This is a genomic window from Streptosporangium sp. G12 (assembly GCF_052983175.1).
In genome coordinates this window covers 193,035-215,412 of the sequence record NZ_JBRIQO010000008.1, presented here as the reverse complement: position 1 = coordinate 215,412, position 22,378 = coordinate 193,035, and the positions used below count along the sequence as shown (strand labels likewise).

Sequence of the window (22,378 nt, the reverse complement as noted above, 5' to 3'; positions counted from 1 at the left end):
CGGCCCGACTAGCGAGCGGAGCTCTCCGAATTGACGAGCCATGAGGTGCAACTGCTGCTCTTGGGTCTCGCGCTGATCCTGATATTGGCACGCGCTCTCGGAGCGCTCGCCGCCCGGCTCGGGCAACCACCCGTGATCGGTGAGATCATCGCGGGCATTCTGCTCGGCCCCACGATCATGCACGGCGCGATCGCCGACGTGTTGTTTCCCGAGGCGCTGACCGGGCCCTTGACGGCCTTGGCCAACATCGGCGTCGCCCTGTTCATGTTCCTCGTGGGCATGGAGATCGAGTTTCACACGATCAGCGGCCGGACAAGGGTCGTGGCCGGCGCGGCCCTGGGCTCCGTCCTCGTTCCGTTCGCACTCGGGGTGGGGCTGGCGGCGTCCCTGCTGGGCGACCACGCGCAGGGCCCAGGGAGCGCGTTCGTGGTGTTCTTCGGGCTGGCGGTCTCCGTGACCGCCTTCCCCGTGCTCGCCCGGATCCTGGCCGACCGCTCTCTCATCAGGACGAGTCTCGGCGGAATCGCCCTGGCCACAGCCGCGGTGGTCGATGTGGTGGCATGGATCGCGCTCGCGATCCTCGTGGCCGGCGTGAGCGACCAGGGCGGCGCCTGGCACGTCGTGCTCATCGTCCTCGTCGGGGCGGTGATGATGCTGGTGGTCCGGCCGCTGCTGCGCCGCCTGCTGACGCCCCGCGGAATCGGCGCGCCGCTGACGGGATGGACATTCGCGCTGGTGCTGGCCGGCGCTCTGGCGTCCGGGGCCGTCACCGAGGCGATCGGAATTCACGCGATCTTTGGTGCCTTCCTCTTCGGGCTCGCGATGCCGCGCCAGGGGGCCACCGCGGTGCGGGTCGACGTGCAGGATCGCGTCGGTCAGCTCACGTCGCTGCTGCTGCCCGTCTATTTCGTGACGGCCGGGTTGAAGGTCGACTTGGGCCGCCTCGATCTGGCCGACCTCGGGCAGTTCGGCGTCATCCTGCTGGTGGCGGTGCTCGGCAAGTTCGGCGGAACGTACGCCGGGGCGCGTCTTCAGCGACTGCCCGCCCGACCGGCCATCGCGCTCGCCACGCTGATGAACACCCGAGGACTGACCGAACTCATCATTCTCGGCGTCGGCCTGCAGATCGGCCTGCTCGACAACTCTCTCTACTCCCTGATGGTGGCCATGGCGGTGATCACGACGGTGATGACCGGCCCGCTGCTGTCGCTCATCTACCGCAAGCCGGTCGAGACGCCGGCGCCCGGGGGCACGGAGGGCTCGGGATCCGCGACCCGGACCTCGACCCGGTCCCCGGCGGAGCCATAGCAGGACCGCCATCGTGAACGCGCCCCGGCGCGCACGGCGAACTTCGCAGACCAGCGAGACCTTCCACAAAACCAGGAATGAGAGGTGAGGGAGTTGCAGCGAGACACCACCTCACAAACGCGTGCCGACCACTACGACGTCGCGATCCTCGGCAGCGGCATGGCCGGCGGGATGCTCGGCGCCGTGCTCGCCAGGAACGGCGTCAAGGTTCTGCTCCTTGACGCGGGCACGCACCCGCGGTTCGCCGTGGGCGAGTCGACGATCCCGTACACCTCGGGCATGACGCGGCTCATCTCGGAGCGGTACGGAGTCCCGGAACTCAAGGCGCTGTCCAGCTTCAAGGGAATCCAGGAGCACGTCTCCCGCAACTGCGGCCGCAAACAGAACTTCGGCTTCGTCTACCACGAGGAGGGCAGGCCGCAGGATCCCGGACAGATCAACCAGCTGGTCGTCCCCTCGCTGCTGCGTACCGAGAGCCACCTGTTCCGGCAGGACGTCGACGCCTACCTCTTCCATGTCGCGGTGAAGCACGGCGCGCACCCCCGGCTGAACACGCGCATCGCCGACGTCGAGATCGACCCCGAGACCGGCGCGGTGCTGCGCACGGACCGCGGCGAGGAGTTCAGGGCGAGCTACGTCATCGACGGCAGCGGCTTCCGCTCGCCGCTGGCGGAGAAGTTCGAGCTCAGGGAGACCCCGACACGTGCCCGTACGAACTCGCGCTGCCTGTTCACCCACATGGTCGGCGTCACCCCGTTCGACGACGCGCCCGCCGCCCGGCACCACGACCAGCCGAACCCGTGGCACAACGGAACCCTCCACCACGTGTTCAAGGGCGGCTGGCTCTGGGTGATCCCGTTCGACAACCACCCGGGCGCGATGAATCCGCTGTGCAGCGTGGGGCTGACCCTCGACCCGCGGATCTACCCCAAGGGCGACATGTCGCCCCAGCAGGAATTCGACGCCTTCCTGGAGCGCTTCCCGGAGATCGCGTACCAGTTCAGGGACGCGAAGTCGGTGCGGTCGTGGGTGTCCACGGGCCGGCTGCAGTACTCGGCCAAGCAGGTCGTCGGCGAGCGGTTCTGCCTCACCTCGCACGCTGCCGGGTTCATCGACGCCCTCTACTCTCGTGGTCTCACGAACACGATGGAACTCGTCAACGCCCTGGGCTGGCGGCTCATCGCGGCTTCGCGCGATGGCGACTGGTCCTATGAGCGCTTCGCCTATCTGGAGGGACTGCAGCAGGGGCTGTTCGACTTCCACGACGACCTGGTCTACAGCTCCTTCGTCGGCTTCGATGACTACGAGCTCTGGAACGCCGTCTGCCGCACCTGGATGCTCGGCACCATGCTCGGCAACGTCATGCTCGAGGACGCCTACTACCGCTACATCAAGGGGGGAGGCGAAAGCGTCTTCCTCGACCTTGAGCAGAGCGTTCGGCCTGGGTCGCCGTTCCCGGTCAGCGACGGGTTCAACGAGCTCGGCGTCGTCACCCGCGACCTGTGCCGTGAGGTCGAGGGCGGCTCGGTCGCGCCCGAGGCGGCGGCCCGTCAGATTCTCACGCGCATCAAGGACGCGGACTTCATCTCGCCGGCCTTCCGCCTGGGGGAACGCGACACCCGGTGCTTCAACATGACGCCGATGAAGATGGCCAAGAACGCCATATGGTGCCGCCGTGAGGCGCCGCCGCAGATCGGCCCGCGGATGATCCGGGCGAGCAAGGGCCTCGTGCGGATGCGGGTCAAGGAGTAGACGCCGCGCCCGTCACCGCCGCGACAGGAAGACCCGCCCTCCGCGGGATACGGGGTCGTGGTGTGCCGGCATGACCGCACACCGGACCCTTGTGGCCATCAGCGAGACGCAAAGGCAGCGAATGGACGCGAACGCAGCACAGGACCCCGCGGACCTGATCGCCGTTGTCGGCATGGCGGGGCGGTTTCCCGGCGCGCCGGACACCGAGAGCCTGTGGCGGCTCTTGGCGGACCGCGGCGACGCGATCAGGCCGGTCCCGGCGGACCGCTGGGACACCTCGGTTCAGCTCGACCCCGAACGGCAGATCCAGGCGGTCGGCGGGTTCATCGACGGGGTGGACCTGTTCGACGCCGACTTCTTCGGCGTCTCTCCGCGTGAGGCAGAGGCCATCGACCCACAGCAGCGGCTGCTGCTCGAGGTGAGCTGGCTCGCGCTGGAGGACGCCGGGCAGCGTGCGGCCGACCTCGCCGGCACCCGCACGGGCGTCTACATCGGCGCGTCCTGGCACGACTACGAGATCCTCCGCCGCGAACGCGGCGCCCGGGCCACCCCCCACAGCCTGGTCGGCAACGCCCTCGACGTGATCGCGGCGCGGCTCTCGTACTTCTTCGGGGTGCGCGGGCCCAGCCTCACCGTCGAGACCGGATGCTCGTCCTCGCTGGTGGCGTTGCACCTCGCCGCGCAGGCACTGCGGCAGGGCGAGATCGAGTCGGCGATCGTGGGCGGTTCCAACCTCATACTGGACCCGCACGTGACCGTCGGGCTGACCCATTTCGGCGGATTGTCGCCCGACGGCCGCTCGAAGTCGTTCGCCGCGTCCGCGAACGGGTTCGTGCGCGGTGAGGGCGTCGCGGTGCTGTACGTGAAGACGCTGGAGCGCGCGTTGCGCGACGGCGATCGGATCCACGGCGTCATCGTCCGTACGGTCGTCAACAACGACGGCGGCGGGGACAGCCTCGTCACGCCGAGCCGCGAGGGTCAGGAGGACCTGCTGCGCCGAGCGTACGGCGACGGCGCCGTTCCCCTGGACGCGCTGGCCTATGTGGAGGCGCACGCCACCGGCACCGGACGCGGTGACCCGGTCGAGACGACCGCGATCGGCAACGTCCTCGGCAGGGGGCGTGCCGCGGGCCCGCTGCCCATCGGCTCGGTCAAGACCAACATCGGTCACCTGGAGGCCTGCGCCGGCCTCGCCGGACTCTTCAAGAACCTGCTCGCGCTCCGGCATCGGACGGTGCCGCCGAGCCTGCACTCGGAGGAGCTGAACCCGGAGATCCCGTTCGACGACCTCAACGTCCGGGTCGTGCGCGAGCCGCTGCGGCTGCCGAAGACCGGCCCGATCTACCTGGGGGTCAGCTCCTTCGGCTGGGGCGGCACCAACGCCCACGTCGTGATCAGGAACCCGCCGGAGGCCGCCGAGGAAGCCGGCGACGACACCCCGGACCTGGGCCTGCCCGCCTTCCTGCCGATCTCCGCCAAGCGGTCCTCCGTGCTCGCCGAGCGGGCCGCCCTGCTGCGTGACGCGCCGGCGGAGACACCGGACGCGGCCACGGCACTCGCCGGCGCCCTCGCCTGGCGTCGTGACCACTTCCCGGTACGCGCGGCGGTGCTCGCGGACGACGCGGAACGAGCCCGGGCCGCCCTCGACGCGCTGGCCTCCGGCGACGCGGAGCCGGACGCGCCGGGCCTGGTGACGGGCCGTGCCGTCGGCCGCGGCCGGGTGGCGTTCGTCTTCCCCGGTCAGGGCTCGCAGTGGGCGGGCATGGGCCGCGAGCTCTACCGTGACAGCCCGCTGTTCGCCCGGGTCGTACGGCGTTGCGCCGAGGCGCTGCGCCCGCACGTCTTGTGGGACCCGCTCGCCGTCTTCCTCGGCGAGGCCGGGGACGAGTGGACCACCCGCATCGACATGCTGCAGCCGACGCTGTGGGCGATGTCGCTGGGCCTGGCCGAGACGTGGCGCGCCGCCGGCGTCGTGCCCGACGTCGTCCTGGGCCACAGCCAGGGCGAGATCACCGCGGCCACCTTCGCCGGCATCCTCTCCTACGAGGACGGCGCCCTCATCATGGCGCGGCGCAGCGCCATCGCCCGCCGTACCTCAGGGAAGGGCCGCATGCTCGCGGTCGACCTGGACCGGGACGCCGCGCTGCGGTCACTCGAGGGCTTCGAGGGCAGCGTCTCCTTGGCCGTGCACAACGGGCCTCGCTCGTGCGTCCTGTCCGGCGACGAGGACTCCGTGCTGGTGCTGAAGGAGCTGCTGGAGGCCGAGGGCGTCTTCTGCCGTCTGGTCAACGTCGACTATGCCTCCCACAGCCCGCAGATGGACGACCTGCGGGAGGACCTGCTCGCCGCGCTCGCCCCCGCCGAGCCGGGTGCGGGCGACATCGAGCTGATGTCGACCGTCCGCAACCGCCGTCTGGACGGCACCGAGATGGACGCGGCGTACTGGGTGGAGAACCTGTGCAACCCGGTGCTGTTCGCCGACGCGATGGGCACGCTGTTCGACGAGGGCGTCAGCCACGTCATCGAGGTGAGCCCGCACCCGGTGCTGACCCCGGCCATCGAGCAACTCGCCGCGGGCCGCGCCGAGCCGCCGGTGGTCCTGCCGACGCTGCGCCGTGACGACGGCGGGCCCGGGAGCTTCGCGCTCGCGCTCGCCCGGGCGTACACGGCGGGTCTGGAACCGTTCGGCGGCCTGCCCCGGCGTCGTTTCGCCGAGGCGCCCGGGCACCCCCTGCACGGGGAGAGCCACTGGACGCCGGTCCGCCGGCCCGGCCCGGCCACCGTCACCGGCTTCGACGTGGCACTCGTCCCCGCGCCCGGTCAACCGGACACGTGGCACGGCGGCCTGGAGATCTCCGCCGACGACCTGCCGTGGCTTTCCGATCACCGGGTGTACGACGCGCCGGTCCTGCCGGCCACGGCGATGCTCGCCGTCGCGGTGAACGCGGCGCGGGCGCGCAGGGACGCCGTGCCGCGCAGGGTGGAGAACGTCGTCTTCGGCAGTGAGATCGCGGTCGGCGGCGGGCCGGTCCGGCTGACCGCCGAATGGAGTGACGACCTCGCCGACGGCGGCGGCGTCCGGATCCTGTCGCTGCCCGACGGCGGCGCCTCGTGGGTCGTGAACGCGACCGCACGGGTGTACTTCGGCGGCGGCGACGGCGGGCCCGCCCCCGAGTTTCCGGCCTGGGCCGGGGACGTGGAGGTCATCGACGGCGCCGACTTCTACCGGCGGTGCGCCGGACGCGGACTCGATTACGGACCGGCGTTCCAGCGGGTGCGGTCGCTGCACATCCTGCCGGGAGGCGCGGAGACCGCCGGTCAGGTCCGGCTCGAGCAGCGGCTCCTCCCGGGCAACCGCCCGCACGTGCTGCACCCGGCCCTGTGGGACGGCGCCCTGCAGGTGGCGCTCGCCCTGTTCGACGGGGACGAGGCGCTGGTACCGACGGCCGTGCGTGCGGTCCGGCTGCTCAGCGCACTGGACGAGCCCGTGACCGAGGTCTGGTCGCACGCGGTGCGCCGCGACGACGGCCTCGTGGACGTCCGTGTCTTCGACGAGGCACACGCACCCGTCCTCGTCATGGAAGGGCTCGCGCTGAAGCCGCTGCCCGGCGTGAGCACGACCGAGGCCGGCGCCGAGCGCCTGCACCGCGTCCGGTGGACCGACGTGACCGGGCGGGAACCCGGCGGGACGCCGGCGCCGCCGGGCCGCTGGGCCGTCTTCGGAGATCCGGCGCTCGGCACGGCCATGAAGGCCGCAGGGGCCGAGGTCGTCCTCGTCGCGGACGCGGACACGGCCGTCACCGCCGACCTGCCCCCCGCGGACGGCGTCGTGTTCGCCGCGCCTCCCGCGGGCGCCGGATTCGACGCTCAGCGCCGCGGCCTCGGCCGGCTCACGCGGCTGGTACGCGCCTGCGCCGGGCAGGGTGTGCCACCGCGCCTGGTGGTGGTCACGCCGATCGCCCAGGCGGCCACCGCCGCGGATCAGCCGGACCCCGGAGCGGCGATGTACTGGGGGTACGCCCGTGTGCTGTGCCGCGAGCATGGCGAACTGACCCCACGCGTGATCGACGTGGACCCGTCCACGCCGGGCTGGGCGGCGGCCTGCGCGGAAGAGATCCTGCGTGGTGACGGCGAGGACCAGGTGGCGCTGCGCGACGGGCGGCGGCTGGCGGCCCGGTTGACCGCGGGGGACACATCGGACGAGGCCGCCGCCGGGCTGCCGGTGGCCCGTACGAAGCCGCAGCCGTTCCGCGTCGCCGTCCTGCGCCCGGGACGGCCCGACGGCGTCGACTGCGTCCCGCTGTCCCGGCGGGCGCCCGGGCCCGGCGAGGTGGAGGTCGAGGTCACCGCCGCCGCGCTCAATCCGACCGACGTGCTCAAGGCCGTCGGCGCCTTCCCCGGCCTGTCCGGGGAGGCCGCGCTGCTCGGCGGCGAGTGCGCGGGCCGGGTGGTCGCGGCCGGGCCGGGCGTCACGATGCTCTCGCCGGGAGACCGGGTCGCCGCCTGCGTGTTCGGCGCCCTTGCCGATCATGTGACGATACGCGCCGCGCAGGCGCTGCCGGTGCCCGCCACCCTCGGCGACGCGGAGGCGGCGGGGATCCCCCTCGTCATGGCCATGGCGTGGTACTCGCTCGTCGACCACGGCCGCGTCGGCCAGGGCGACACGGTTCTGATCCACGCGGCGGCCGACACCATCGGTCTGGCGGCAGTGCACGTCGCGTTGCTCCTCGGTGCGCGGGTGATCGCCACGGCCGACAGCGAGAGCAAGCGCGCTCACCTCCATGAGCTGGGGGTCGCCGACGTCTTCGACTCACGTGACCTGTCGTGGGCCGAGGCGGTCATGGCCGCGACGGGAGGCCGCGGGGTCGACGTGGTCCTCAACGTCCTGCCCGGCGCGGCGATCTCCGCGGGGTTGGACGTCCTCGCTCCCGACGGCCGTTTCGTCGAGGCCGGCAAGCAGGACATCGCGAAGGGGCGCAGCATCAGCCTCAGCGCGTTCGCCAAGGGCATCACCGTGTCCGCCGCCGACGCCAACGGACTGGTGCGGCGCAACCCCATGCGGTTCGCCGAGATCCTGCACACCGTCTGGGAGCACGTGAGCTCCGGCCGGCTCGAACCCCTGCCGGTGCACCGTCGTCCGTTCGCGCAGGCCGGTACGGCCCTGTTCCAGATGGCGCGCAACGAGCACGTCGGCCGTTTCGTGCTCACGGAGCCGGAAGGCGTCGGCCGGGTCGCCGCGGTTCCGATGCCCGGCGGCCGGTTCAGCGCCGACGGCACCTATCTGATCACGGGAGGGCTCGGGGCGCTCGGTCTGTCCCTCGCGAGGTTCCTCGCCGCGAACGGCGCCGGTGCCGTCGCCCTCATGAGCCGCTCGGCGCCCGACGACGCCACGGCGAAGCTCGTGGCCGGCCTCCGCGAGGGCGGCACGAGAATCGAGACCGTCCAGTGCGACGTCGCCGACGTCGCCGCGCTGCGGCGGAGCCTGGAAACACTGCGGGCGGACCTGCCGCCGCTGCGCGGTGTCGTGCACGCCGCCGGCCTCCTGGACGACGCGGTGATCCAGAACATGACCGACGAGCAGATCGCGCGGGTCCTCGCGCCGAAGGCCGAGGGGGCACGGAACCTCGACGAGGCCACCGTGGACGACCCCCTGGACCTGTTCGTGCTGTTCTCCTCGGCCGCGGCGCTCGTCGGCAACGCGGGCCAGGCCGCGTACGCCGCGGGCAACGCCTACCTGGACGCGCTCGCCGAGGCCCGCCGCAGACGGGGTCTGCCCGGGCTGAGCGTGCAGTGGGGACCGTTCACGGGTATCGGCCTGGCCGCCGCGGACGAGCAGCGCGGTGCCCGCCTCGAGGAACGCGGCATGGGCGGGATCACGGTGGACGAGGCGTGGCCGGCGCTGGCGGACATGCTCGGCCGGGGCGAGCCCGTCGCCGGGTACGTGCCGCTCGACCTGCGGCGGTGGTTCGACGCCTACCCCGACACGGCGGCGCTGCCGAGCTGGGAGACGCTGCGGGCCGCCGCTGCGCGAGCCGCCGGCGCCGGCGCCTTCGGCGGGGAGTTCCGCTCCCGTCTGGGGGAGGCCGCCCCGGAGGTCAGGGCCGAGCTGATCGAGCAGAAAGTGCGGGAACTGACCGGCCGCGTACTGCGCGCGGATCCGGCCCGTCTGGAGCCTGAGACACCGTTCAAGGCACTGGGTCTTGACTCGCTCATGAGCCTGGAACTACGCAACCGCCTGGAGTCGACGTTCGGCCTGCGGCTCTCGCCGACCTTGTTGTGGACGTACTCGACCACGAAGGCGCTGGCCGGCGCGCTGTGCGATCAGCTGGACGACGCGTCCTGACGCGCAGCCGACACCGTCAATCGGACGATGAGGAACCGAGCGTATGGATGAAGCCATTTCTTCTGGTGCGGCCCAGACTCCTCTCACGCGGGCGCTCGCGACGATCCGGTCGTTGCGGCAGCGGCTGGAGGAGCAGGAAGGGAGGCAGCCGATCGCTGTCGTCGGCGCCGGGCTCCGGCTGCCCGGCGGCATCGACGATCTCGACGGCTACTGGGATGCGCTGGCCGGCGGCCGTGACCTGGTGCGGACCATGCCGGAAGCGCGGAAGGGACCGTTCGCCGAAGCGTGGGCGACCCTGCCGCGGCGGGGCGGTTTCCTGGAGGAGGTGCTGGATTTCGACGCCGCCTTCTTCGGCATCAGTCCTCGCGAGGCCCAGAGCCTGGACCCGCAGCATCGGCTCCTCCTCGAGGTGACGTGGGAGGCGCTGGAGGACGCGGCGCTGCCGCCGGACCGGCTCGCCGGCACCCAGACCGGCCTCTACCTGGGCATCATGTGGCAGGACTACCGTGAGTGGCTGACGGATGACCCGGACGCGTACTGGACGACCGGGAACGGCCACAACTTCGCGGCCGGTCGCATCGCGTACACGCTCGGGCTGACCGGACCGGCCATGGCGGTCGACACGGCCTGTTCCTCGTCTCTCGTGGCGGCCCACCTGGCCGTCCAGGCCCTGCGCAGGGGCGAGTGCGACGTGGCGCTCGTGGCGGGGGTGAACCTCATCATGTCTCCCCGGTCGACCCGTCTCGTCCAGGAGACCCGCTCGCTGGCGCCCGACGGCCTCTGCAAGACCTTCGACGCGCGCGCCAACGGCTTCACGCGCGGTGAGGGCTGCGGAGCGGTCGTCCTCAAGCGCCTCGACCACGCGCTGCGGGACAACGACCGGGTGCACGCCGTGATCCACGGTTCGGCCGTCAACCAGGACGGCAGGTCCGGCGGATTCACCGCCCCGAACGTGCTGTCCCAGGTGTCGCTGATCGAACGGGCGATGGCGGACGCCGGCGTCGAGCCCGCGGACATCGGCTACGTCGAGGCGCACGGCACCGGCACGTCCCTCGGCGACCCGATAGAGATGGAGGCACTGGCGACGGCGCTGGGGCGGCGCAACGGCGGCGCGCCCCTGCAGGTCGGCGCCGTCAAGACCAACCTCGGTCACCTGGAGTCGGCGGCGGGGATCGCGGGCCTGCTCAAGGCGGTCCTGTGCCTGCGGCACCGCAAGGCGCCACCGGTGGTGCACTTCCGCACTCTGAACCCCCGCATCGACCTCTCCGGCACGGGGATCACCGTCTCGGCCGAGCTCACGGCCTGGGACCCGGCGAGCGGAGGCTACGCGGGGGTCAGTTCGTTCGGGATGAGCGGTACCAACGCCCACCTGATCCTCTCCGCGCCCGATCCCGGCGCCGATGCGCCGGCGGCCGGGGAGGCGCGGGCCGATGGGTTCGAGATCTCGGCCAGGACGCCTGAGGCGCTTCGCGCGCTCGCCGGCCGGTACGCGAACCGGGTCGCCGGGCTCGGCCCGGCCGACTACCCGGCGTTCGCCTACACGGCCACGCACGGGCGCGCCCGGCATGACGTACGGGCCCGCGTCACGGCGGCGGACCCCGCCTCGGCGGCCGCGGCACTACGGGCGCTGGCCGCCGGTGAGCCGTCCCCGGCCCTCACGATCGGCGGCCGGGACGAGGGCGGCGACGCGGCCGCGTCGCCGCCCCGCCGGATCGTCGGCCTGCCGTTCTACCCCTGGCAGCGTGTGCGGCACGCGCCCGAGTACGTTTCCGCGGAACGAGGCGCGTCCACGGCGTACGAGCTGGTGTGGGCGGCGGCCACGCCGGAGGGGACCGGTGACGGCGGCGCGCTGGTCGTCGCGGGTGCCGACGCCGAGCCGCTCGGCCTGCTCGTCCGGGAGGCGGCGGGGCAGGGGCGGACCGGCACCGTGCTCGGTCCGGTCTCCGCCGGCGTTCCCGCAGGATGGGAGCACGGTGAGCTGCCCGGCGGAGCGGACGGCTGGCGCCGGTTCTGGGAGACCCGCGGCGACGGACCGGCCACGCTCATACTCACCGCACAGGAGGTGCCGCTCCCCGGCGCCGCGGATGACGTCGCCGCGCCGGCGGCGGTCACGGCGGCGCTCTGTGCCGCCGTGACGACGGCGGTCGGCGCGGCGGCCGGCGACGGCGGGCCCCACGCGCGCGTGTTCCTGGTCACGCGTGCGGCCCGCCGCGTCGATGACGGCGATTCGTTGATCACGGTCGGTCACGGCGCTCTGCACGGCCTGGCGCCCGTCCTGGGCCTGGAGGCAGGCGCCGCCTGGGGCGGTGTCGTCGACCTGCCGGCGCGGCCGACCGCCGAGGACACGCGGGCGCTTCTCGCGTTCGTCGCCGCGGAGTCCGGGGCGGGGCCGTCGGCGGTCCTCGAGGACCTGGCGGCCGTACGCGACGGCCGGGTGCTCACCGCCCGGCTGCGCGGGAGCGAGGGGTACGTCCCGGAGCTGCCCGTGCACGCCGACGCCACCTACATCGTCACCGGCGGGCTCGGCGCGGTCGGCCGGGAGATCACCGTCGAGTTGGTCCGCCGCGGCGCCCGCAACCTGCTGCTGATCGGCCGCCGGGCCCCGGAGACACTCGGCACGGCGGCCACCGCGCTGCTGGCCGAGCTGCGCGGACGCGGTGCGCGGATCGAGTACCGGGGCGGCGGCTGCGAGACGCCGGCCTCGCTCGCCGCGGCCTGTGCCGGTCTCGCGGACCTGCCGCCGGTGCGCGGCGTGGTCCACGCCGCGGGGGTGGCCGACCCTGTTCCACTGTCCCGGCTGCGCACCGCCGACTTCGAGGCGGCGCTGCTCGGCAAGTTCGCGGGCGCGTGGTGGCTGCACGAGGCCGCACACGCGTGGCCGCTGGACTTCTTCGTCATGGTCTCCTCGGTTTCGGCGGTCTGGGGAACCGAAGGGCATTGCGCCTACTCCGCCGCGAACGGCGCGCTCGACGCGCTCGCCGCGCACCGGCTGTCCCTCGGGCTGCCGGCGACGAGCGTCGCGTACGGGCCGTGGGCGCTGGCCGGCGCCGGAATGGCGGACGAGGCCTCGTTGCGTCGCTACGACCGGATCGGCGTCGGCGCGTTGAGCGCGGAGCAGGGCGTCGCCGCGCTGACCGCACGGACCACGGGCCCCGCCGGCCACGTGGTGGCCTGCCCACTGGACCTGCCGCGGTTCGCCGAGGTGATGTCGGTCGTGCGGCCCCGCGGCCTGTACGCGGGCATAACCGGGGGAGCCCACGACGAAGGCCAGGCGGACGGGCGAGACGAGCCGTCGATCATGGCGGAGCTGACGGCGCTGCCCGAACGCAGCCGTCCCGCCGCGGCCCGGGCGCACGTGCGGCGTCTGGTCGCGGCGCAGCTGGGCCACGCGGACCCGGCGGAGGTGGCCGAGGACACCGGGTTCTTCGACCTCGGCATCGACTCGATCATGGCGGTCGACCTGGTCGGCCGCTTGTCCGGCGCGTTCGGCGTGGAGCTGCAGTCCGCTGACGTGTTCGACCACCCGACCGTCGCGGAGCTGGCGGAGTTCATCCTGGCACGGACCACGGCGGCGGGGACCGGCCGTGCCACGGCCGGCCGTCCTGACGCCCGCGTCCCGCGGCCCGTGCCCCGCCAGGAAGGCCGGACGGCACCCGGGACCGCGACCGGCGAGGGGATGGGCGGCCGGAGAGAGCCCATCGCGATCGTCGGCATGACCGGCAGGTTCCCCGGCGCGGACTCGGCCGACGAGCTGTGGACCCTGCTGCGCGATGGGCGGGACGGCGTCGCGACCGTGCCGGAGGACCGCTGGGACACGATGGTCTTCACCGGAGACGTCCGCCGGTCCGGCAGGATCACCACCGATCAGGGAGGGTTCCTCCGCGACATCGACCGCTTCGACGCCTCGTTCTTCGGCATCCCGTCCCGCGAGGCCGACAATCTGGACCCGCAGCAGCGGTTGCTGCTCCAGTCGGCATGGCACGCGCTGGAGGACGGCGGCATCGACCCCCACGGTCTGAAGAACTCCCGCACCGGCGTCTTCGTCGGCATCAGCTACGGCGACTACGCGCGGATTCTCGCCGGCGGCGGTCCCGAGCAGATCGACGCCTACTACAGCACGGGAACCGCGTTGAACGCCGCCGCCGGCCGGATCGCCTACCTGCTGGGGCTCAACGGCCCGGCGGTGGCCGTGGACACCGCGTGCTCCTCGTCGCTGGTGGCCCTGCATCTCGCCGTCCGGTCACTGCGAACCGGAGAGACCGACGCGGTGCTCGCGGGCGGCGTCAACATCATCCTCGATCCGATGTCGTCGGTCGCGGTGAGCCGGGCCCACATGCTTTCGCCCGAGGGACGGTGCAAGGCCTTCTCCGCCGATGCGAACGGGTTCGTCCGCTCCGAGGGCTGTGGCGTGCTGGTACTCAAACGGCTGAGTGACGCCCGGCGCGACGGCGACCGGGTGCTGGCCGTGATCCTCGGCAGTAGCGTCAACCAGGACGGCGCCTCCTCCGGCCTGACCGCGCCCAGCGGCACCGCCCAGGAGGCCATGCTCCGCGCGGCCCTAGCCGACGCCGGCGTGGCCGGCTCGGAAGTGTCCTACCTGGAGGCGCACGGCACCGGCACCTCCCTGGGCGACCCGGTGGAGATCGGGGCGGCATGGCGCGTCCTGGGGGAGGACCGGCGGCCGGGCGACCCGCTCCGCATCGGCTCGGTGAAGAGCAACGTGGGGCACTGCGAGTCCGCCGCGGGCGTCGTGGGCGTCATCAAGACGGTCCTGGCGATGCGCAACGAGGTGATCCCCGCCAACCTGCATTTCCGCGAGCCGAACCCCCACGTGGCCTGGTCCGAGATGAACGTCGAGGTTGTCGCGGCGCCGGCGCCGTGGCCCGCCGCCGGCCGGCCGCGCATCGCAGGCGTATCCGGTTTCGGCTTCACCGGCACCAACGCCCACGTCATCCTGGCGGACCCGGAGGACGTCCCGGCTCCGCGTGAGCCGGACGCGGACGACGACGCCGGTGTCCCCCACCTGGTCACGCTGTCGGCACCCGACGCGGCGGGGCTGGCACGGCTGTCCGGCGCCTGGGCCGAGCGGCTCGAGGCCGCCCGCGAGGACGAACTCGGCGCGCTCGCCGCCGTCTCGGCCACCGGTCGCGCCCACTTCCCGTACCGCCGTGCCCTGTCCGGGGCCACGCGGGACGCGATGGTGGCCGCCCTGAGGGCGCCGCTGCCCCAGGATCCCGTCACCCGGGCCCCGCGCGTCGCGTTCCTGTTCACCGGCCAGGGCAGCCAGTACTTCGGCATGGCACGCGAGCTCTACGAGACCGAGCCGGTCTTCCGCGAGGTGTTCGATCGCTGCGAGCGGACTCTCGCCCCCTTGCTCGGCGCCTCCCTGGCCGACTTGATGATGTACGGCGACGATCCGGCGCTGATCGACGAGACCCGGGTGACCCAGCCCGCGCTCGTCACCGTGGAGATAGCCCTCGCCGCGCTCTGGGAGTCCTGGGGCGTGACTCCCGCGGTCCTGATGGGACACAGCGTCGGCGAGATCGCCGCCGCGATCCACGCGGAAGTGCTGGACCTGGAGACGGGGCTCACCCTGATCGCGGAGCGGGCGCGCCTGATGCAGGCGACGGAACGCGGTGCGATGCTCGCCGTCGTCGCCGGCGAGACGGACGTCGCCGGCTGGATCGCCGGGCGCGATCTCGACGTCGCCGCGGTGAACGGGCCGGAGTCGACCGTGGTGTCCGGTCCCTCCGAGGCGATGGACGAGTTCGTGGGATGGCTGCGGGACCAGGGGGTGCGGCACCGCCGGCTCAGCGTGTCGCATGCCTTCCACTCCCGGCTGCTCGATCCGATGATCGAGGACTTCACGGCGGCGGTCGCAGCCATGGAGATGCGCGACCCGCAGGTGCCGATCATCTCCAATCTGACCGGGCGGCTCGTGGCGCCCGGGGAGTACGACGCGGAGTACTGGGCGCGGCACGCCCGCGAACCGGTCCGTTTCCACGCCGGAGCACAACGGCTGGCCAACCTGGACGTCGACGTCTGCCTGGAGATCGGTCCGGATCGCACGCTCGTCAACCTGGTGCAGGCCGCCGGGCTGACGCCCCGGGGCGGCCTGGTCTCCTCGCTGCGCCGCCGGTCGGGCGACCGGGCGGCACTGCTGACCGCGGTGAAGTCGCTGTACGAGCGGGGCCAGGACTTCGACTGGAAGCGGATCCACCGGCGGAGCGGCGGGGACCTGCCGCGTGGTCCGCTCTACCCGTTCGCCGGCACCCGGCACTGGGCCGACGTGCCCGGGCAGGGCGGGTCCCGGTCGGGCCTGCGCGTGGCCGCCTGGGGCACGGAACTGCGCTCGCCCGGGCTGCGCGGCCGGGTCTTCGCCACCGAGCGCAGCACCGACTTCCCCGCGCATCTCACCGACCACCGCCTCTTCGGCACGGTGTCGGTGCCGGGGGCGTCGCAGACGGCCACCGTACTGTCGGCTCTCGGAGCCGATGGATCCCCGATCGTCCTGGAGGACCTGCACTTCCCGCGCGCCCTCGTCCTGCAGGAGGGGGAGCGCTATGAGACGCAGATCATCCACGAGGTGCAGGACCACGGCGCGCACACCGTCAGCGTGCAGAGCCTCGTCGCCCCCGACGAGGGCCGCTGGCAGGAGCACCTCGCCGCCCGGATCGTCCCGCCGGTCCCGTCGGCGTCGTGGCCCGTGCCGGACCCCGGCACGTTCATCGGCCGTGCGGAGCGTTACCTGTCCGGCGACGACTTCTACCGCCATCTGTGGACGCTCGGCTACCACCTCGGCCCGTCGTTCCGCTGGATCCGCGATGTCTGGATCCTCGGCGACGAGGCGCTGATCAGGTACGCCGAACCCGCGGAGATGAACGAGAACCCGGCCAGCTACGAGATCCACCCCGGTCTGCTGGACTCGGTGCTGCAGAGCGCGGTCACCTTCGCCGTCGGGCTGCCCGGGGAGGACGCGACGGAGCAGACGGCCCTGAGCATCCCGTTCGCGGCCGCGCGGCTGGCCTTTCCCGGCCGTCCTGTGCCCGGTCGCGAGCTGTGGGGGCACGTGCGGGCCACCCGCCGTCACGACGGGGGAGCCGGTGACCTGCTCCACATCGAGGCCGCGGACCTGCACGTGTTCTATCCGGGCGGCGGCACCGTCCTGGTGGTGGAGGGGTTCCGGTTCCGCCAGGCCCCCCGCGCGCTGCTGCAGCGCTCCCTGCGGGAAGGCAGCGACCTCGCGTACGCCCTCTCGTGGGTCGAGCAGGAGCCCGCGGTCGAGGGAGCAGTCACGCACATGTGGCGCATCGCGGTCGTCGACGCCGACCATGTCCACGGGCTGCCGGAGGAACTCGACTCCCTGGGCCACCGGGTCACGGTCATGGGCGCGGACGACCACGACGGCGCCGCCGACCTCATCGTGGACACGTCCTTCCACGCGACGGACGGTACCGCGCCGGACGACGCCCTCGCCGCGGTCCTGGCCCTCACGGAACGGCTCCGGGCCGTCCCGCGGCACATCCCGTACGCGGTCCTGTGCGCGGACGGCGCACGCGCGGCGCCGGTCCGCGAGTCGCTGTACGGCCTGCTCACGGCGCTGGAGGCGGAGCAGCCGGACCGCCGGCTGCTGCGCGTCACGCTCGCCGAGGGGTGGGACGACGCCACGGTCGCGGAGGCGCTGGTCCGCTCACTCGACGAGAACGTTCCCGAGACGCGGCTGAAGATCGGCGCGGGGGAGGTCAGAATGGCCCGCCTGCGACCGGTGGACCGCAGCGACGGCGACTCCGCCCGAGTGAGCGGCGACGGCGCCGCCCTGATCACGGGTGGTCTCGGGGCGCTCGGTCTCAGCGCCGCAGGTTTCCTCGCCCGCCGGGGTTTCCGCTCGATCGCTCTGATGGGCCGCTCGGCTCCGGACGAGGCCGCGCGGAAGGTCATCGACGAGCTGACCGCGCGCGGGGTCCGCGTTCACGTGCTGCGCGGTGACGTGAGTGAGCCGCAGGCGTGCCGCCGGGCCGTGGCCGAGGCCGCACGAGACCTGCCGCTCCGCGCTGTCCTGCACCTCGCCGGGGTCAACGACGACAACGCCTTCGACAACCTGACCACCGCGTCCTTCGAGAAGGTGTTCGCGGCGAAGGCCCGCGGCGTCGCCAACCTGGCCGCCGAGCTCCGGGATCACGAACTGGACGCGTTCGTGCTGTTCTCCTCCGCGTCGGGCGTCCTGGGGACGGCCGGACAGGCGAACTACGCGGCGGCCAACGGCTGTCTCGACGGCATGGCCGAGTCGCTGCGCGCGGCGGGCGTCCGAGCGACGAGCATCGACTGGGGCGCGTGGGTCCCGCAGGCGAAGGGCGGCATGGCGGCATCCGCGGCGACCCGGCGGGCCATCGAGCGGATGGGCGTGCGCGCCCTGTCCGACGACGAGGCCGAGGAGCTGTTGCGGCAGGCTGTGGAGGACGGGCACACCCGGCTCGTGGCCGTGGCGCTCGACCCGGAGCGCTACATCGAGAACGCGGCCGGCCATCCCCGTGCGGCGCTGCTCGCGGGCCTGGCCGTACCGCGACCGCGGCGGACGACACCGGAGGCGGACGGCCGGCCGCGCGGCTGGCTGGCCGGCGTCCTCGCCGACATGGATCCCGCGGACCGTGACGACCGGCTTCGCGACACGCTGCGCGACATGGTGGGCGATGTCCTCGGCGCTGCGGTCCTGACCGACGACGACCTCGGGTTCGGCGACATCGGCCTCGACTCGATCATGGTCATCGACCTGCGGACCCGGCTGTCCCACGCGCTCGGGGAGGACCTGCCCGCCACGGTGGCCCTCGACCATCCCACCGTCGGGCAGCTGTCCGCCCACCTCGCCGAGCTGTTGCTCCCCGCGGATCCCGGGCCGGCGGATGAGAACGGGCCTGTGGATGAGAACGGGCCGGCGGACCAGGTCGCGACGCCTCCAGCCGAGATCGACCCCGCGGACCTGTCGCTCGACGAACTCATCCAGGCCGTGCGGACCGATCTGGCATCGAAGAGATGAGGGTGGACATGGTGGACGTCCCGGAAATGCGCAACCTGCTGGAAGATCAGCTCAGGCTGTCGCAACGGCTCAGGGCACGGATCCGGGAACTGGAGGAGGCCAGGCACGCCCCGATCGCCGTCGTGGGCATGGGTCTGCGGTTTCCCCGTGAGATCGACTCCCCGGAGGACTATTGGGACTTCCTGCGCGGTGAGGGAACCGCGTTGTCGGAGATCCCCGAGGACCGCCCCGGCCTGCGGTCGGTGTACGACCCGGTCGCAGGCAGGCCGGGCCGCTCGTACGTCGACCGCGGCGGGTTCATCTCCGACATCGCGGGCTTCGACGCCGAGTTCTTCGGCATCTCTCATCGCGAGGCCAAACAGCTCGACCCGCAGCAGCGGATGCTCCTGGAGACCGCGTGGGAGGCCCTGGAGCGGGCGGGGGTCGCCGTACGGCGGTCCGACCGGCTCGACGTCGGCGTCTACCTGGGCATGATGGCCTCGGAGTACAGCGAGCGGCTGGAAGACCCCACCCGGGCCCGCATCAGCCCCTACTACACGACCGGCGGCGGCCTCTGCTTCGGCGCCGGGCGGATCAGTTACGTCATGGGCTTCTCCGGACCCGTCGTGAGCGTCGACACCGCGTGCTCGTCCTCGCTCACCGCTCTGCATCTCGCGGTACGCGGCCTGCGGGACGGCGACTGCCGCTACGCGCTCGTCTGCGGATCCAACCTGTTGCTGTCCGCGAATCTCATGGTGTCGCTGTGCCAGACAGGGGCGCTGTCGCCCGACGGCCGGTCCAAGTCGTTCCTCGCGTCCGCGGACGGTTACGGTCGTGCCGAGGGCGTCGGAGCGGTCCTGCTGATGCGCCTCGGCGAGGCCGAGCGCGGGGGCCACCCGATCCTCGCCGTCGTCCGGGGCACGGCCGCGAACCACGACGGCGCGGCGTCCGGCCTGACCGCGCCGAGCGGTCCCGCGCAGCAGGAGGTCATCCGGGCGGCGCTCGCCGACGCGGGCGTCGATCCGGCCGACCTCGGCTGGATCGAGGCCCACGGCACCGGGACCGTGCTCGGCGACCCGATCGAGGTCGGCGCCCTGGACGGCGCCGTCGGCACGGCGATACGCAAGCGGGACACGCCGTTGGCGCTGGGAAGCGTGAAGTCCCGCCTGAACCACATGGAGGCCGCGTCGGGCATCGCGTCGTTGATGAAGACCGTGCTGATGCTCCGGCACGCGGAGATCCCCGCCGCCGTGGACGACGAGGACGGCGACCTCAACCCGCACATCCCCTGGGACCGGCTGCAGTTCACGGTGCCGCGCCGTAACCAGCCGTGGCCGCGGTCCCTGCCCCGCAGGATCGCGGGGGTCAACTCGTTCGGCATGAGCGGCACCAACGTGCATGTCGTTCTGGAAGCGTACGAGCAGGGGGAGCACGCGTCACCCGCCGAGGGCACGCGGCGCGAGCTGCTGACCCTGTCCGCGAAGCATCCGGAGGCCCTGGCCGATCTCGCCAAGGCCGTCGCCGTCCACCTGGAGAAGGCCGACCAGGCGGCGCTCTCCTCCATCTGCCACACGCTGCGAGCCGGGCGGGCCGCCTTCGCGCACCGCCTGACGGTCACCGGAACGACCCCGGCGGAACTGGCCGAACGCCTCATCGAGGCGGCGCGCGGGCCCGTGGGCGCGGTGACGCCCGTGCGGTCGGTGACGTTGCGACTTCCGGAGGACGGCGCGGACGCGGGCCCGCTCGCCGAAGCGGTCGCCGCGCTCGTGGCGGCGTTCCCCGCGCTGGAGGAAACCGTGGACGACGCGCCGCCGGGCGAGCGGCTGGTGCGTCTCCTGCGCCGTCTCGGCGTGCCGGCCCGGCCACGGTTCGGCGGGCCTGGGGATCGGGGCGACGTACGGCTGGAGTGGCGGTCCGGGCACGACACGGGAACCCACTCGATGCCCCTGGCCGGCGACTCCCCCGAGACCGCGCCGGACCTGCTCCTCGACGCGCTCGCGCAACTGTTCGCATCGGGCGGCGACCCGCGTCTGGACGCGTTGCGCGCCTCGGGTGCGCGGCTGGTCGGAGACCTGCCGACCTACCCGTTCCGCCACGTCCGGTTCTGGATCGACGAGCCGGCGGCGTCCTCGGCCGGCGTCCCTGCCGCGGACGCCGAGACCCTTGACGCCGGCGGGACGCCGCCGGACTCGTACGACCGGGAGAGCATGCGGACGTACCTGCTGGCCGTGCTGAAGGACGTCCTGGACGCGCCGGACGACATCGACCCGGAGTCGTCACTGCTGGAGGCCGGCGGTGACTCGTTCATCTTCACGCTGTTCCTGGCGAAGGTCGAGAAGCACTTCCAGACCGGGACGCCCCCGGAGGACCTTCCCCTTGAGGTGCCGATGGCCGAGCTCGTCGAACTCCTCACCGACCACATCGTGGAGACGACGGGCGCGGCGCCCGCGGCGGCGGGGACGGGGGCGTGAGCGGGGCGGGCGGTCACATCCGGGCGGCGTCGCCGCCCGGCTTCGTCCGGCCCCGGCCGGTCGAGGATCCCGAACTGCGGCTCCTGGTGTTCCATCACGCGGGAGGGTCGGCGGCCGCGTACTACCCGCTCGTGCACAGCCTGCCGCCGACCTGGGACCTGGTCCTGATCGACCTTCCCGGCCGGGGCAAGCGCCATCGGGTGCCGACGATCGGGGACATGGCCGGGCTCGTCTCCGTCGCGGCTGAGGACGTCCTCGGCTGGGCCGGTCCGCCGATCGGGTTGTTCGGACACAGCCTCGGCGCCATCGTCGCCGCCGAGGCCGCTCGGACGGTGATCGAGTGTGTCGACCTGGCCTGGCTGGGGGTGTCGGCGCGTCCCGCGCCGGACCGCCGGGTGCGTACGGCGTTGGACCGGCCTGACCTGTCCGACGAGGAGTTGCTGCGGGAACTGGCCGGTATCGGTCATGTCCCCGGCCGGATCGACGAGGTGCCGGAGTTCCGCGATCGGTTCCTCCGGCTCGTCCGGGCCGATCTGCGGGCGCTCGGGTCATACCGCCCGGCTCTGGACAGGACGCCGCTGAGGGTGCCAGTGACGGCGTTCGGGGGAACGCAGGATCCGCTGGCTCCGCCCGACTCGGTCGCGGCCTGGGAACAGGAGACGACGGGCTCCTTCCGCCGGCGATTGTTCATCGGGGCCCATTTCTACTTCCTGGGCACCGCCTTTCCGAGGTTCGGCAGGGTGATCCGGCAGGAGATCCAGCGCTCGTTGACATTCCGTTCCCGCGTCGCGGCCGGGCTGTCCCAGGGAACCGCGGCGCCTCGCCCGATCACCCTTCCTCAGAAGGAGGCTTCACCTTTATGAACCCGGACAACGCGATACCGCTGCGCGGCAAGCAATCGCAGCGCCTCACCCCGGCCACGGACCAGACGGAGGAGTCGGTCGACATCCGCCCGCTGTGGGCGGGCTTCCCGACGGGCGTGTCGATCGTCACGGCGATGGACGGCGACGGCCGGCCCTGGGGGATGACCTGCACCTCCCTGTGCAGCGTGTCACTCGACCCCCCGATTCTGCTGATCTGCCTGAGGTGCGGCAGCCCGACGCTGAAGGCGGTTCAGGACCGCGGGCTCTTCGCGATCAACCTGCTGCACGACGAGGCCCAGGCGTCGGCGGAGCTGTTCTCCTCCGGGGTCGTGGACCGGTTCGACCACATCCAGTGGCGCGTCGACGAGCGTGCCGCCGGACCACACCTGCCGAACTCCGCCCACACCATCGCGGACTGCGCCGTGGTGGAGGACAGCACCGTCGGCGACCATGTGGTGATCATGGGAAGGATACGCAGGATCACCCGGGTGGGCGCGCACAAGCCTCTGCTCTACGGGCTGCGCCGCTACGCGACCTGGCGCGAGACGGTGGCCGGCAATCCCATCTCTTATGAGTACGACTTCATCTCGTGATGCGCACGCAAGTGTCCGGGGCTCGCACGGGCCCCGGA

Annotated in this window: 7 protein-coding genes; all 7 read left to right on the top strand. The window is 72.7% G+C overall.

What is annotated here, in order from left to right; genetic code table 11:
* Positions 1 to 45: 45 nt before the first annotated feature.
* The 7 genes from ACVCAG_RS14715 to ACVCAG_RS14685 all read left to right on the top strand — a co-directional run bounded on the left by ACVCAG_RS14715 (position 46) and on the right by ACVCAG_RS14685 (position 22,340).
* Positions 46 to 1,308 carry a cation:proton antiporter domain-containing protein gene (locus ACVCAG_RS14715; protein ID WP_440083642.1) on the top strand — a complete coding sequence of 421 codons (1,263 nt, stop codon included), beginning with the start codon at positions 46 to 48 and terminating at the stop codon, positions 1,306 to 1,308.
* A gap of 84 nt (positions 1,309 to 1,392) precedes the next feature.
* Positions 1,393 to 3,060, top strand: a complete 1,668-nt coding sequence (locus tag ACVCAG_RS14710; protein WP_440083641.1) for a tryptophan 7-halogenase — start codon at positions 1,393 to 1,395, stop codon at positions 3,058 to 3,060.
* A 121-nt stretch (positions 3,061 to 3,181) separates the two neighbouring features.
* Positions 3,182 to 9,403, top strand: coding sequence for an SDR family NAD(P)-dependent oxidoreductase (locus ACVCAG_RS14705; RefSeq protein ID WP_440083640.1), 6,222 nt, complete (start codon positions 3,182 to 3,184; stop codon positions 9,401 to 9,403).
* A 43-nt stretch (positions 9,404 to 9,446) separates the two neighbouring features.
* A complete protein-coding gene (locus ACVCAG_RS14700; protein ID WP_440083639.1) occupies positions 9,447 to 18,434 on the top strand; it encodes an SDR family NAD(P)-dependent oxidoreductase in 8,988 nt (2,995 codons plus the stop codon).
* Positions 18,431 to 20,884, top strand: a complete 2,454-nt coding sequence (locus ACVCAG_RS14695) for a beta-ketoacyl synthase N-terminal-like domain-containing protein (RefSeq protein WP_440083638.1) — start codon at positions 18,431 to 18,433, stop codon at positions 20,882 to 20,884. Before ACVCAG_RS14700 ends, ACVCAG_RS14695 begins: the two co-directional genes overlap by 4 nt.
* Positions 20,881 to 21,747: an alpha/beta fold hydrolase gene (locus ACVCAG_RS14690; protein ID WP_440083637.1), complete on the top strand. Its 867-nt coding sequence runs from the start codon at positions 20,881 to 20,883 to the stop codon at positions 21,745 to 21,747. The genes ACVCAG_RS14695 and ACVCAG_RS14690 overlap by 4 nt, the downstream gene beginning before the upstream one ends.
* Entirely contained in the window at positions 21,744 to 22,340 is a 597-nt protein-coding gene (locus ACVCAG_RS14685) for a flavin reductase (protein ID WP_440083636.1), read from the top strand. The genes ACVCAG_RS14690 and ACVCAG_RS14685 overlap by 4 nt, the downstream gene beginning before the upstream one ends.
* Positions 22,341 to 22,378 lie beyond the last annotated feature (38 nt).

Coding starts and splice junctions, on each gene's coding strand:
- ACVCAG_RS14705 (WP_440083640.1), top strand. CDS start 3,182: ATGGACGCGAACGCAGCACAGGACCCCGCGGACCTGATCGCCGTTGTC.
- ACVCAG_RS14700 (WP_440083639.1), top strand. CDS start 9,447: ATGGATGAAGCCATTTCTTCTGGTGCGGCCCAGACTCCTCTCACGCGG.
- ACVCAG_RS14695 (WP_440083638.1), top strand. CDS start 18,431: ATGAGGGTGGACATGGTGGACGTCCCGGAAATGCGCAACCTGCTGGAA.
- ACVCAG_RS14685 (WP_440083636.1), top strand. CDS start 21,744: ATGAACCCGGACAACGCGATACCGCTGCGCGGCAAGCAATCGCAGCGC.